Annotated in this window: 13 protein-coding genes; all 13 read left to right on the top strand. The window is 32.1% G+C overall.

What is annotated here, in order from left to right; translation table 11 throughout:
• The first annotated feature begins 292 nt into the window (after positions 1-292).
• The 13 genes from ACFSC2_RS19905 (at position 293) to ACFSC2_RS19845 (ending at position 15,138) form a co-directional block, all read left to right on the top strand.
• Positions 293-1,054: a Rossmann-like and DUF2520 domain-containing protein gene (locus ACFSC2_RS19905; protein WP_379812756.1), complete on the top strand. Its 762-nt coding sequence runs from the start codon at positions 293-295 to the stop codon at positions 1,052-1,054.
• On the top strand, positions 1,038-1,565 hold the full coding sequence (locus ACFSC2_RS19900; RefSeq protein WP_379812755.1) for a KdsC family phosphatase: 528 nt from the start codon (positions 1,038-1,040) through the stop codon (positions 1,563-1,565). The genes ACFSC2_RS19905 and ACFSC2_RS19900 overlap by 17 nt, the downstream gene beginning before the upstream one ends.
• A gap of 47 nt (positions 1,566-1,612) precedes the next feature.
• The gene (locus ACFSC2_RS19895) at positions 1,613-2,122 is read left to right on the top strand and encodes a hypothetical protein (RefSeq protein WP_379812754.1); all 510 of its coding nucleotides are present in this window, start codon (positions 1,613-1,615) and stop codon (positions 2,120-2,122) included.
• A 93-nt stretch (positions 2,123-2,215) separates the two neighbouring features.
• A complete protein-coding gene (locus ACFSC2_RS19890) occupies positions 2,216-3,142 on the top strand; it encodes a geranylgeranylglycerol-phosphate geranylgeranyltransferase (RefSeq protein WP_379812753.1) in 927 nt (308 codons plus the stop codon).
• Complete coding sequence (locus ACFSC2_RS19885) at positions 3,135-3,719, top strand: Maf-like protein (protein WP_379812752.1); 585 nt, start codon at positions 3,135-3,137, stop codon at positions 3,717-3,719. The genes ACFSC2_RS19890 and ACFSC2_RS19885 overlap by 8 nt, the downstream gene beginning before the upstream one ends.
• Before the next feature lie 12 nt (positions 3,720-3,731).
• The gene (locus ACFSC2_RS19880) at positions 3,732-4,262 is read left to right on the top strand and encodes a mechanosensitive ion channel domain-containing protein (RefSeq protein ID WP_379812751.1); all 531 of its coding nucleotides are present in this window, start codon (positions 3,732-3,734) and stop codon (positions 4,260-4,262) included.
• Between the two features lie 102 nt (positions 4,263-4,364).
• Complete coding sequence (locus ACFSC2_RS19875; protein ID WP_379812750.1) at positions 4,365-5,465, top strand: AI-2E family transporter; 1,101 nt, start codon at positions 4,365-4,367, stop codon at positions 5,463-5,465.
• A 68-nt stretch (positions 5,466-5,533) separates the two neighbouring features.
• The gene (locus ACFSC2_RS19870) at positions 5,534-7,369 is read left to right on the top strand and encodes a BamA/TamA family outer membrane protein (protein WP_379812749.1); all 1,836 of its coding nucleotides are present in this window, start codon (positions 5,534-5,536) and stop codon (positions 7,367-7,369) included.
• Positions 7,370-7,557: 188 nt separating this feature from the next.
• Complete coding sequence (locus ACFSC2_RS19865) at positions 7,558-8,070, top strand: hypothetical protein (RefSeq protein ID WP_379812748.1); 513 nt, start codon at positions 7,558-7,560, stop codon at positions 8,068-8,070.
• A 214-nt stretch (positions 8,071-8,284) separates the two neighbouring features.
• On the top strand, positions 8,285-9,907 hold the full coding sequence (locus ACFSC2_RS19860; protein ID WP_379812747.1) for an LVIVD repeat-containing protein: 1,623 nt from the start codon (positions 8,285-8,287) through the stop codon (positions 9,905-9,907).
• A gap of 376 nt (positions 9,908-10,283) precedes the next feature.
• Complete coding sequence (locus tag ACFSC2_RS19855) at positions 10,284-12,812, top strand: PIG-L family deacetylase (RefSeq protein WP_379812746.1); 2,529 nt, start codon at positions 10,284-10,286, stop codon at positions 12,810-12,812.
• A gap of 113 nt (positions 12,813-12,925) precedes the next feature.
• On the top strand, positions 12,926-14,650 hold the full coding sequence (locus ACFSC2_RS19850) for a sodium:solute symporter family protein (RefSeq protein WP_379812745.1): 1,725 nt from the start codon (positions 12,926-12,928) through the stop codon (positions 14,648-14,650).
• Between the two features lie 47 nt (positions 14,651-14,697).
• Positions 14,698-15,138 (top strand): hypothetical protein, encoded by a 441-nt coding sequence (locus ACFSC2_RS19845; RefSeq protein ID WP_379812744.1) that lies wholly within the window; start codon positions 14,698-14,700, stop codon positions 15,136-15,138.
• Positions 15,139-15,142 lie beyond the last annotated feature (4 nt).

Genomic DNA, 15,142 nt, shown 5'->3' with positions numbered 1-15,142 from the left:
GTACTTAAAAAATGTTGATTAGCAGTTGCTGTCTTTTGTTAATAAAAACCAAAAATAAATGCCATTTTTTAAACGAATTGATAATGAAGAAAGTTTATACCTACAAATCAAATAGATATATAATTAATTTATTTTGTCAGAGATTAAAACGACTAAAGAGGATTTTTCAACTTGATTTCTAAAAATTTAAAATAAATCGACCATAAGAGAAATCATTTTAATCCTTAAAAATGTACGGCTAAAGTTTTCGTGCAACTATTTTCCTTAAAAAAATAATACTAATTTTGCTTTTATGATTCAGATAACAATAATTGGTTCGGGAAATGTCGCGCAGCATTTGATAAAAGCTTTTTCAGCTAGTAAATTTATTGAGATAAAACAGGCTTTTTCTCGTAAAAAAGAGGCTTTACTTCATTTATTAGACGCTACTAAAATTGTAACCAGTTTTGATGATTTAGAAACTGCTGATTTATATATCATTTCTGTTTCTGACAATGCTATTTTAGAAGTTTCTTCTCTGCTTCCATTTAACAATCAGCTTGTTGTACACACTTCTGGGACTTCTTCTATTGAACTTTTAGACAGCAAAAACCGACGTGGTGTTTTTTATCCGCTGCAAACTTTTTCGAAGAATAAAAAGGTTGATTTTTCGGTTATTCCGTTTTGTTTAGAAGCTGAAAATACTGCCGATTATAAAGTTTTAGAAACTGCCGCAAAAAGCATTTCAACAGCTGTATATTCTATAAATTCTGAACAACGAAAAGCACTTCATGTCGCGGCTGTTTTTGTGAATAATTTTACGAATCATCTCTATCAAATCGGACAGGAAATCTGCGAAGAAAATCAAGTTTCTTTTGATATTCTAAAACCTTTAATCTTAGAAACAGCTGATAAAATAAAAACTTTAAATCCAGTTGACGCACAGACTGGACCAGCCAAACGTCACGATTCTATAACAACTGACGCGCATTTGGCTTTTATTCAAAATGAAAATCAAAAAAATATTTATAAAATTCTAACACAATCTATACAAGATAATGGCAAAAAGTTATAAGGAAATAATGAACGACATCACCACATTTGTTTTTGATGTTGACGGCGTGCTTACAGACAGTTCTGTTTTTGTAACCAACGAAGGCGAAATGTTAAGAACAATGAACATTCGCGACGGTTATGCACTAAAAGCAGCAGTTGAAAGCGGTTATAACGTTTGCATTATTTCTGGCGGAAGCAATGATGGAGTTCGTATTCGTCTGAGTAATTTAGGTGTAAAAGACATCCATTTAGGAACACATGATAAGGTAAAAACTTTTAAAGCATACACTGAACTTTACAATATAAATCCAGAAAATGTTTTGTACATGGGCGATGACATTCCTGATTTTCATGTTATGAAGCTGGTTGGACTTCCAACTTGTCCGCAAGATGCAAGTCCGGAAATTAAAAATATCTGTCGCTATATTTCGCACGTAAAAGGCGGACGCGGCACGGTAAGAGACGTTATTGAGCAAGTCATGAAAGTACAGGGAAAATGGATGGAATATTTTGATGCTAAATACGATTAATGTTTGTAGCTTTTTGTTAATAATCTCAATTTAATTCGAATCACATCATGCTTATCAATACATTTTGGAAAATTTTTCTTAAGATAATTGGTTTATGGATCTTGTTTGGAGCTTTTTCTGTAATTCCTCAATTATCAACTACTGTATCTTTTATGGACGGAAACTTAAATGTTACCGCTTTAATAGAGATTTGGGGATTGTTGCTTTTAAGTTTATTCCTTTATTTTATCGTAGTTCGTTTTTTTATATTTAAAACAGATTGGATTATTGACAGATTAAAATTAGATAAAAATTTTAAGGAAGAGAAAATTGCTATCAACTACAATGCAGAAACTATCCTAAGTATTGCTATAATTGTAATGGGAGGTTTAATTTTAGCTGAAGCACTTCCGAGTTTTATCTCACGTCTTTATACTTTTTTGATTCAAAAAGAACAATTTAAAGATTATACTGCAGCTCCTTGGTTAATCTATTATTTTTTTAAATTAATTCTAGGATATATACTTTTGACAAACGGAAAAACATTTTCTGAATATATCGAAAGAAAAAGCCAATAATTTAACGGCCTATCTTTGTCAAAGTTTAAAACTTTGACAAAGATTATAAAACTTTGCCCCTCTGTCTCTCTGAACCTTTGAACCTTAAAAAAAATGAAATACCTAAAACTCATTCGTTATCAAAATCTACTAATGCTTGCTTTTATGCAGCTGCTTTTTCGTTATGCCTTTTTAAAACAGCAAGACGTTCCTTTGGCATTGGCTGACTGGCAATATGGTTTATTGGTTTTAAGCACCATTTTATTGGCTGCTGCGGGTTACGTAATTAATAATATTTATGATGTTGCAACTGACAGCATTAACAAACCAAACGATGTGGTAGTCGGAAAAGGTATTAGCGAAACTGCCGCTTATAATATTTATATCGGTTTAAATATCACGGGAGTAGCAATTGGTTTTCTTTTGTCTAATATCATTATGAGACCGATGTTTGCTTCGTTATTTATTTTAATTGCTTCACTTTTATACTTTTATGCAACGACATTAAAGCAAATCATGATTTTAGGCAATTTTGTTGTGGCACTTTTATTAGCGGTAAGCGTAATAATAATTGGCGTTTTTGATTTATTTCCTGCAACAACTTCAGAAAATCAAGCCCAAATGGCAAGTTTGTTTTCGATTTTGATTGATTATGCCTTGTTTGCTTTTATGATTAATTTTATTCGTGAAATAGTTAAAGATATAGAAGATGTAAATGGAGATTACAATCAAGGAATTAACACATTGCCAATTGCAATCGGAATTAGCAGAGCTGCAAAAATTGCTTTAGTATTTTCTGTAATTCCACTAATACTATTAGCAGTTTATATCAAAAAATATTTCGTCGAAAACCACCTTTTTATCGTAACATTATATGCTTTTATTTTTGTACTTGCGCCGCTTTTATATTTCATGGTAAAACTATTTAGTGCCAAAACCCAAAAAGAATTTAAACATTTAAGTACGGTTTTAAAACTTATTATTTTCTTCGGAATATTATCAATCCTTGTAATTGCTTTAAATATCAAATACAATGCTTAAAGAAAAATTAAAAAAATATAAAATCATTTTAGCTTCCGGTTCGCCGCGCAGACAACAGTTTTTCAAAGATTTAGATCTTGATTTTGAAATTCGTTTAAAAGACGTTGAAGAGATTTATCCCCCAGAATTAAAAGCCGTTGAGATCACCGATTTTCTTGCAGAATTAAAAGCAAATGCATTTGAAGGTGAATTAAAAGAAAATGAAATCCTTGTGACAAGCGACACTATTGTCTGGCATCAAGGTAAAGCTTTGGGAAAGCCTAAAAATGCTGAAGAGGCTTTTTCAATGATAAAATCAATGTCAAATACAACTCACGAAGTTTTTACTTCAGTTTGTTTTAAAACCAACACTTCTTCTACTCTTATTAATGATGTTACGAAAGTTACTTTTAATGATTTATCAGACGAAGCAATTTTATATTACATTCAAAACTACAAACCTTATGATAAAGCTGGCGCTTACGGAATTCAGGAATGGTTTGGTTTTATGGCAGTTGCAAAAGTTGAAGGTTCTTATACAAATGTTATGGGACTTCCGACAGCCAAAGTTTACGAATATTTGAGTACTTTAGAGTAAAAAATTTTAATTATGTTTTCTTTTAGAGAGTACAGCCGCGAAATATTAGCCACCATAATCCTTATTGGAGTATTGATTATACTTCGAATGGTAATTGCAAAATTAATAAGACGTTTTGCAGCTTCTAGTCATTTGTTTGAACACCGTACTAACTTGGTAATCAAATACATTAATGTTTTGATGAATATATTGGTTACCACCATTTTGATTGTTATTTGGGGAGTAAAAACAGAAGATATATTTATTACCATTTCTTCTATTGCCACTGTTATTGGCGTTGCCATGTTTGCTCAATGGTCTATTTTGAGTAATGTTACTTCGGGAATGATTTTGTTCTTCTCATTTCCTTTTCGAATTGGTGATACAATTAAAATTCATGATAAAGATTTTCCAATTGAAGCCGAAATTGAAGACATTAACACTTTTCACGTAAGTTTGAAAACCAAAGAAGGCGAAAAAATTATTTTTCCTAATAATTTATTACTTCAGAAAGGAATATCTATCATCACTGCCAAATTCGAAGAAAGAGAGTTTTTTGATTAAAATGTTAATGGGAATTTTATAACGACTTGAAGAAAAGCTGGAACAGAAAAACACAATTAAAGTGTAATATTTGTTTTATAAATTCAGCTTAATCTTCAATATATGATTCGGTCCATTACTCTGCCTTTTTATGCAAAACTAGCTTTTATACTTATTACGTTAATTGGTTTTGCTTTTATTTTTTGTTTAGGAAAAGATATTTTAACACCAGTTTTACTAGCATTTTTATTTGCTGTTTTATTGCTTCCAATTTTCACATTCTTAAATACTAGATTGAAATTCCCAAGACATCTCGCTGCGATTGTGTGTCTTGTTATTTTTCTGTCTTTTATTGTCGGAATTTTGGTTTTCATTTCCTATCAAGTCACCTATATGGCTAATGATTTTGACACGATAAAGAAAAATGCAAATTCTTTTATTATCGAAATTCATAAATTTATTAGAGAAAACTTTCAGGTAAGTATTGGCGATCAGAAAAAATACTTGGATTCTGTAACCAAAGATTCCGTAAAAACCGGTCAAGCAAAATTAGGCTCATTCATAATATCGGTTAGCGATGTTCTTTTAGACAGTATGATCATTATTGTTTACACTTTTTTGTTTTTAATTTATAAAGAACATTTTAAGTTATTCTTAGCTAAATTAATTAAAAAAGAAAATCATCCTGTTTTAGCCGATATACTTTCGCAAATAAAAGTTTCAATCAATAATTATATTGTAAGCTTAATTCTAGAAATGATTGTAGTTTCTGTACTTACAAGTTTAGGGCTCTGGATCATTGGTATTAAATACTTCATACTGTTAGGATTAATTACGGGTATCTTAAATCTTATTCCGTATATCGGAATTACAATTGCCGGAATTATTACAGTTTTAGCTTCATTAACAGGATCTGGCGAAACTTCGGTTATTCTAGGAATATTGATTGTAAATATTATAGTTCAATTTATTGATAACAATTTACTTGTGCCTTTAATTATTAATTCTAAAGTTGAAATTAATGCGTTTGTTTCTATTATGGGAATTATTGTTGGTGGTGCCGCGGCAGGAATTTCGGGAATGTTTTTGGCAATTCCGCTTTTGGCAATTCTGAAAATTATTTTTGACCGAATAGAATCTCTTGAACCCTGGGGCTATTTAATGGGAAATCACGTGCCCCGAAAATTTACTTGGAGAATGCGCAGAGTCAAAACTGAAAGTTAATTTTTGTAAAGCTTTCTATTAATTCCTTAAATTCATACAATAAATCATTACTAGTATTATAAAACTTCATGTCTGTAAACAAAAAAATATTATTTATTATTCTCTTATCCTTTTGTTTACAAGGTTTATATGCTCAGGTTAATCAAAAAGGAAAAGAGCCCAAAACTAAAAAAGACAGTGTTGAAATTTACAATAAGATTAAAGATTATTCGAAGAAAAATAAATTTACGCAGATAATGCATAAGTTACTTTTTAGATCCAGAAAACCTAAAAAGAAACCCGAACTTTTAGTTCCTTTAGATTCTACACATTACGACGGAAAAATTATTAGAAACATTAATGTCATAACTTTAGACCCTTTTGGACACTCTGTAGCGGACACTGCACAAAAACCAAAAAACTGGGGAGAAAGAACAGGAAATAGGCTTCATTTAAAAACAAAAAGAATAGCTATCATGAATCTATTGCTTTTTAAGAAAAATGCACCTTATGATACTTACAAAATATTAGAGTCCGAACGTTTAATACGTGCGCAGCGTTATGTAACTGCTGTGAGAATTTCAAATCAAACGGTTGGTGCGGCACGCGATTCTGTAGATGTTACTATTCGCGTTTTAGATTCCTGGAGTACCATTCCGAGATTTTCTATATCGAGCAGTCAAATTTCGGTTGGTTTTAAAGAAAAGGACTTTTTTGGTTCTGGTCAACAGCTTGAATATCGTTTTACAAATCGTTTTGATGACGGCAGAAACGGTAACGAAGCTACGTACACTATACCGAACATAAAAAATACCTACATCAGTACCATTCTTCATTATAGAAATGATATTGATAACAATTATATTAAAAGTGTTGATATTGAACGAGATTTTTATTCACCGCTGACCAAATGGGCAGGTGGTTTTTATATTGATGAAAGTTTTAGAAGAGATTCTCTTCAAATGCCCGGAGATACGATTTATGCCAAACAGCCATTTAAATATACTTCTCAAGACACTTGGGTCGGTCGTTCGTTTAAAATGTTTGAAGACGAAAATGACGCCAGAACCAATCTGATTATTACAGGACGCTTCTTAAATGTAAATTACAGTGAAAAACCAAGTGAGGTTTATGATCCTACCCATTTTTATTCTGATGAAAAACTAATTTTAAGTGGTATTGGACTAAATACGCGAAAATTCGTAAAAGACAGTTATATTTTTAGAATTGGACAAACCGAAGACGTCCCCATAGGAAGAATCTACGGAATCACATTTGGTTATCAGTATAAAAATACTTTTTGGAGACCTTATGTCGGTGCGCAATTTTCTTTTGGAAATTATTACAAATTTGGTTTTCTAAGTATGAATTTTGAAGCTGGTACTTTCTTTCAACAATCTAAGACTTATGACACTGCATTTTTATTAGAAGCAAATTATTTTACAAAACTATATAGTATTGGAAAATGGAAACTGAGACAATTCGTTAATCCGAAATTTGTTTTAGGAACGAACCGGGATAATATTATTGGAGATCTATTAAATATTAATGAACAAAATGGTATTGCAGGTTTTAACACTGCCATTTATGGAACCAGTAAAGCCGTTTTATCGCTGCAAACGCAAACGTACTCACCACATGCACTTTGGGGATTTCGTTTAAATCCGTTTTTTAATTATTCGATTGCGATGATGGGCAGTCCTGAGGTATCTATGGCAAAAAGTAAATCATATTCAAAAATCACCCTTGGTTTATTGGTAAGTAATGACTACTTGGTTTTCAGTTCCTTCCAGCTTTCTTTATCTTATTATCCGAGTATTCCGTTCCAAGGAGACAATGTTTTTAAAACCAATACTTTTGAAACAACCGATTACGGACTACAAAGTTTTGAATTGGCAAAGCCTAGAGTTGTCAATTACAAATAATTTTTTTTGCTTTTTTTTCATCTTTTTATGAATCTAAAAAGTAGCTATAAATCAAATATTTAAATAGAAAATACACTATAACAACCCGACGAAATATATTTTTTATCCGACCAAAAACATTGCTTTTTATTTTTTGGCACAGTATGTGAATATCCCTAAACAAGATTAACATTAAAAAATAAAAAAAGATGAAAACGATAAAATTAGCAATCGCCGGATTATTTCTAATGGTTGCAAATGCCACGCAAGCCCAAGTATCGGTTAACGTTAATATAGGAACTCCACCATCTTGGGGACCTGCAGGATACAGTGAGATGGAATATTACTATCTTCCAGATATTGAAGCTTATTACGATGTTCGTGCTTCACAATTTATTTATTATGGAAGAGGAAAATGGGTTAGAACAACTTATTTACCAAGACAATACAGAAATTATGATTTGTATGGAGGTTACAAAGTAGTGTTAACAGATTACCATGGTAGAACACCTTATACCTACTTTGATCGTCATAAAGTAAAATATTACAGAGGTTACCATGGTGCACCACAAAGACCATACAGACCAAGACCTGTATATGGATATAATGAACGACATGACCACAGAGATCACAAACATTACGATAAAAAACGCCATGACAGACATGACAGACATGATCATCACGATAGAGATGATCACCGTGGTCCAGGCGGTAGAAGATAAATATTGCTAAATCATTAGTTTTCAACACAAAAGAGCATCTATAAATAGATGCTCTTTTTATTTTAACATGTTTTTTACCATAAACAGTTGTTAAATCTTTGTATTATTCAAATAAATCACTGTATAGCAGTAAGTTCGTCACAAAAATGTCGTATTTTAGTATAAATATAACTTATCTTTGCAGCGAATTTTTAAAATCCTTTATCTACTCACTATGAAAAAGTATGCTTATTTACTATCGTTATTAACTGTCTCACTTTTAATAAGCTGTGATGACAACAATGATTCAAATGACAATCAGTCAAGAAATAACATTACAATTACTTCAGATCAAACCACATTAAATCAAAGACTAGATTTGACAAATGCTGGGGTAATTTCATTAGAAAACAGTTCTGCAACAGGAAAATTTGCAGCTGACGCAACGACAACTTCTTTTCCATTAGTACAAATTGCAGAAGTAAAACCACCAGTTGACAGTAATGGAAAAACATTACAAGCAAGTCACGTGGCAGTAAACGGAAACTATGCTTATGTATCTTACATTATGAGAGGCGAAACGTATTCTGGAGCTATCGATGTTATTGACGTTACAGATCCGTATAAGCCAAAATTACTTTCATCTGCATTAATTGCAAATACTGATATTACATCGCTTACTTATTTAAATGGAAATTTAATTATTGGGGCTGCTAAAGATGTAGATAAAGATTCATCATTAAAAAACCCTGCAATTGTGATCAATATGCAGTTAAGCTCAGGTTTACTTACAGATAAATATACAGTTAACGCATTAGAAAGCAGAGTTACTACAGATGTTGCAGCAAACTCTTCTTCTTATTTTGCCGTAACTGGAGATGCTGGAAGTTTATTTAAAATAAACAGTTCTACAAAAGCAGTTGAAAGCAAAGCAACTGTAGCAGATTTACGTTCTATTGCCTTAAGCTCTGATAAAGTAGTTACTTTAAGCGGTACTAAAGGAGTAAATGTTTACAACCCTTCTACTCTAGCACTTCAAAAAAGCTTTACGACATCAAATGATATCAGCGGTGCAAAAAGAACAATGGATTTTGACGGAACTAAACTTTTAGTATCTGAAGGTGCTAACGGACTTGGTATTTATGATGTAAACACTGGAACAAAATTGCAAACTATTGCAATTGCAACAGCTGGAGAAGATAACGTAACAAATGCTGTTTCTGTAAACGATGGTTATGCATTTGCTGCCAACGGAGCTTTAGGATTAAATGTTTACAAATATGGTACTCAATACAATCTATTAGGAGCTTTAGGAATTGCAGGTTCTACAAACTACGTAAAATCTAGCGGTAACTATATTTATGTAGCAAGTGGAACAGGTGGTTTGAAAATTATCAAAATGGAAAAACCAAATACTACTTTTGCAAGCTGCTTAACTTATGGTGTATACAATCAAGGTGCTAATTTAATTTTAAATTCAAATGAAATTAAATCGTATCAAGGTGCTACCGCAATTAACTCAGCTATTGTAAATTCTGGTGCAGTTTTAACTCATTGTGGTTCTATTGCAATACTTAGCGATTTGACTTTAAACAGCAAAGGAACATTTAACATGAGAGGAAGTTTATCTCAAGGTAAATATTTACAGTCTAATCCAACAAGACTTATTATCAATAGTGAATCAGTATTAAATATTGAAGGTTCTGTTGTAATCTGGGGTGATTTAGTATTAAACAGTGGTGCAAAAATTAATTTCATCGGAAATGATTCTACTATCACTATTTACGGAAAAGTTACAAAAGGAAGTAATGTAACTATTACTGGTACTTATAAAGATACTGAAAATAAATTGAAATAATAAACTGATTTATTGCAGTTTACACAAAAGGAGAATATCATAAAGATATTCTCCTTTTTTATTCACTCAAATTTATTTTACAAATAGTTTTAAAATTTGTCTTATTTTGATATAAATTTGCCCTATCTTTGCCAAGAACAATTCTTACAAATTTTATTTGTATTTAAAATAGATCTCATTCGATAAAATATATAAAGCACAGAAAACAAATAATTCTGTAATCCTAAGAATACCACACTTAAAAAAACTGCCTGATTTATTCAGGCAGTTTTTTTTTATGTTTGAACTTTATTAAAGAACATTAACATTTCATTTAAATACTGTTAAAAGATATAATTAGTATTTTTGAACCACTTTCAAAAATACTAATTAACCTATGCAAAAAATTCCAGCAAAAATTCTCCTTTTATTTTTAATAAGTGTTTCCGTTTCATTTGCGCAGCAGCCTCAAAAACTGAACTCGGTAGAAATTTATAACCAAATAAAAAAACTAAATTTCTTAGGCTCTGTTTTATACCTGGCAGCACATCCAGATGACGAAAATACACGCTTAATTTCTTATTTAGCGAATGATATGAATGCGAGAACTGGATATTTATCGCTGACACGCGGCGACGGCGGACAGAATTTAATTGGTCCGCAATTGCGCGAACTTCTAGGTGTAATTAGAACACAAGAACTTATAGAAGCCAGAAAAATAGACGGAGGAGAACAATTCTTTTCGCGTGCTAATGATTTTGGTTTTTCTAAAAACCCAGACGAGACTCTTGAAATCTGGGATAAAGACAAAGTTTTGGCCGATGTCGTTTGGACAATTAGAAATTTTCAGCCGGATATTATCATCAACCGTTTTGACCACCGCTCGCCAGGAACTACTCACGGACATCATACATCATCTGCGATGTTAAGTGTAGAAAGTTTTAAACTTACAAACGATCCTAAAGTTTATCCTGAACAATTAAAATATGTAAAACCTTGGCAGGTAAAAAGACAGTTTTTTAATCCGTCTTGGTGGTTTTACGGAAGTCAGGAAAAATTTGATGCTGCTAATAAATCAAAATTCACGAAACTTGAAACTGGAGTTTATTATACTGGAATCGGAAAATCGAATCAGGAAATTGCTGCTTTGAGTCGAAGCCGTCATCAATCGCAAGGGTTTGGAAGTACAGGTGTTCGTGGTCTAGAAACTGAATATTTAGAATTGATTAATGGTGATACTCCTAAAGACCGTGATCAATTATTTGATGGAATTGATACTTCTTGGAACCGTGTTAAAAACGGAAAACCAATTGGTGAATTGATTTCGACAATTATCGCAAAATACAACTTCAGTAATCCATCTGCCAGCATTCCAGATTTGATTAAAGTTTATACAATGATTGAAAGCTTAGAAGATGATCATTGGAAAAAATTAAAATCTGAAGCGGTTAAAAACATAATTGCTTCTGCTTCTGGATTGTATCTTGAAGCTGTTGCAAATGAACAAGAAGTAACTCCGGGAAGTTCTTTAAAATTAAGTCTTGAAGCGATTAACAGATGTACTATTGACATGCAGTTAACGAGCATTACAACACTTCCTGATCAAAAAACAATTGTTCAAAACAGCGTTTTAAAAAATAATAACGACGAAAAAATCAATCTGGAAATTAAACTTCCAGAAAATTTAGAGTACACACAGCCGTATTGGTTAAAAGAAAAAGCAACGGTTGGAATGTACACTGTTTCAAATCAAGAACAAATTGGAATTGCAGATATTATAAGACAAGTAAAAGTTGTTTTTAATGTAAAAATTAATGGAGTTGAATTTCCGTTTGAACGAACCGTTGTTTATAAATATAATGATGGTGTAAAAGGCGAAATGTACAATTTCTTAGACATTGTTCCAGAAGTTACAACTTCAATCCTAGAAAGAGTTTTAATCTTTAGAGATACCAAAAGCAAGATGGTTCCTGTAAAAGTTCGTGCAGGAAAAGATAATGTCAGCGGCAATCTACAGTTAGAATTGCCAAAAAACTGGATCATTTCTCCAAAACAAATTCCGTTTGTATTAAGTAAAAAAGGAAATGAGCAGACATTTTATTTTGAAGTTACACCGCCTGTAAATCCAGAAGAATCTACTTTAAAAAGTGTTGCAGTGGTTGATGGTAAACGTTTTGATAAAGACGAAACGATTATCGATTTTAATCATATTACAAAACAAATGGTTTTAAAACCAGCCGAATCAAAAGCAATTCGTATTGATTTAAAAACAAACGGAGACGCGATTGCTTACATTATGGGTGCTGGTGACGAAGTTCCAGAAAGTCTGGCACAAATGGGTTACAAAGTTACCATTTTGAAACCAGAAGAAATTACGCCAGAAAGACTTGACTCTTTTAATGTTGTAATTACTGGTGTTCGTGCTTACAACACAGTGAATGCTTTAGCAAACAAGCAAAACATTCTTTTCAATTTTGTAAAAAGCGGTAAAAATATGATTGTACAGTACAATACATATGGAAAAACGGTTACTAATCAGCTGGCGCCGTATCCGTTAAAAATCTCGAACGACCGCGTTACGGAAGAAAATGCAAAAGTTACTTTTTTAGCGCCAAATCATCCTATTTTGAACACGCCAAATAAAATCTCAACAAAAGATTTTGAAGGCTGGAAACAAGAACAAGGACTTTATTATCCTAATGAATACGACGATGCCTTTACTCCTATTTTATCCTCTCATGACAAAGGAGAATCTGCCAAAAAAGGAGCCTTGTTAGTAGCTCCATACGGGAAAGGATATTACATTTATACCGGTTTGAGTTTCTTTAGAGAATTACCAGAAGGCGTTGCCGGCGCTTACAGACTATTATCAAACATGATTTCGTTGAAACAGCCAATCGAAGCTAACCAAGATTTAAAACAATAAAAATGGAACCTAAAAAGCAAAAAAAATGGAAAAAAAGCTACACCTATGTCTTAGTAGCTAATGCCGTCTATATTGTTATTTTCTTCTTAATCATGCAATTATACTCCTAAATTATGCAGTTATTTGATTGGATCGTACTTATTGTTACGCTTTTGTTTATTGTTGGATATGGTTCCTGGAAAACCCGAGGCAGTAAAAATGTCGAAGATTTTATTTTAGGAAACAACGAAACACCTTGGTATACTGTTGGACTTTCTGTAATGGCAACGCAAGCCAGCGCCATTACTTTTCTATCGACTCCAGGGCAGGCATATCATGACGGAATGGGATTTGTGCAATTCTATTTTGGTCTGCCAATTGCGATGATTGTGATTTGTGTGACATTTATTCCGCTTTACCATAAAAGCAAAGTTTTTACAGCTTACGAATTCTTAGAAAGACGTTTTGATATTAAAACACGTTCTCTTGCTGCTATTTTGTTTTTGGTACAAAGAGGTTTAGGAACTGGTTTAACTATTTATGCACCAGCGATTATTCTATCGGCTTTATTAGGATGGAATTTAACGATAATGAATATCATTATTGGTCTTTTGGTAATTATCTATACTTTTTCAGGTGGAACAAAAGCAGTAAACGTAACGCAGAAACAACAAATGTTTGTAATCATGTCTGGAATGTTTATTACCTTTTTCTTGATTCTGCATTATCTGCCAAACGACATGACTTTTACGAGTGCACTGCACATTGCAGGAGCAAACGACAAAATGAATATTGTAGATTTTTCTTTTGATCCAGAAGAGAAATATACATTTTGGAGCGGTATTACCGGCGGTTTCTTTTTGGCACTCGCCTATTTTGGAACCGATCAATCTCAGGTTGGACGTTATTTGTCTGGAAAATCCGTAAAAGAAAGTCAGATGGGATTAATTATGAATGGACTTTTAAAAGTACCCATGCAGTTTTTTATCCTTTTGACAGGAGTTATGGTTTTTGTCTTTTTTCAGTTCAATCCAGTGCCGTTAAATTTTAATCCTAATAATAAAATTATAATCGAAAAATCGGCTTATAAAGAAGAATACAAGACTTTAGAAAATAAATTGACCAAACTTTCTGAAGACAAAAAAGTAATTAATCTGCTTTATATTGATCAGTTAAATCAAGATTACGACAATCCTATTCTAAGAAAAGAATTGGTAACCTTATCTAACAAAGAAAAAGATTTACGCGAAAAAGCAAAAGAAATTATATCGAGAGCCGACAGCAATTCAGAAACTAATGATAAAGATTACGTGTTTTTTCACTTTATCCTGCATTATCTTCCAAAAGGTCTAATCGGACTTTTATTGGCTGTAATTCTTTCTGCAGCGATGTCATCAACAGCTTCTGGACTTACTGCATTGGCATCTACAACGGCTATAGATATTTATAAGCGAAATCTTAAAACAGAGAAATCTGAGAAACATTATTTGAATGCTACTAAATTTTTTACGCTTTTCTGGGGAATTGTGGCCATACTTTTTGCGTGTGTCGGAACTTTGTTTGAAAATTTGATTCAGCTCGTAAATATTATTGGTTCTATTTTCTACGGAACGGTTTTAGGTATTTTCCTTGTTGGTTTTTATTTGAAACGAGTTCGAGCAAAATCAATGTTTATAAGTGCTATAATAAGTCAGCTGACGATTTTTGTGATTTATTATTTCATGATTTATACTCAGGAAAAACTAGGTTATTTATGGCTGAATTTTATCGGAGCCATTTTGACAATTGTTCTGGCGTTGTTGATTCAGATTATATTTTTTAGAGGAAAAAATGACGAAGAAAGTATAATTTTAGAATAATGATTTTGAGAATAATACTTCTTCTGTTTTTGATTAACAGCTTTACAATGAAAAGCCAAGAAGTTTTAGATATTGGAGAAGTAAAAGACACTTTGGTTGCTGCCCAATTAGAAACAAAATGTTTTGAAAATCTAAACCAGGGAAATGAAATATTTGAGAAATATCCAGCCTTAAAAAGTGTAAAATTTTGTTCTTTGCTTGAATGTATGTTTTTATTGTCTTACAAAGAAGAAGACATACAATTTGCAGCCGAAAAAAGATTGATTGGAATTGCAACGCAGTTATATAAAGAAGGAAATCCTGTGTATTTATTTAGCGGTATGGACAGCTATCTCACACAAAAACAGAAAAACGAAAATCTGGAAGACGATAATCACACCGTTTACATTAGGTATGGAGAATGTGTTTCGCCAAGTTTTCTACACAAAGCAGCAGAAATCGTAAACAAACAAACTCAGTTATTGATAAATCAAAATGCTGCTAAATAATCTT

The organism is Flavobacterium artemisiae, from assembly GCF_042678225.1.
Taxonomy (GTDB): Bacteria; Bacteroidota; Bacteroidia; order Flavobacteriales; family Flavobacteriaceae; genus Flavobacterium; species Flavobacterium artemisiae.
Note: the sequence above shows the minus strand (reverse complement) of the source record. Positions and strands in the feature narration are given on the sequence as shown.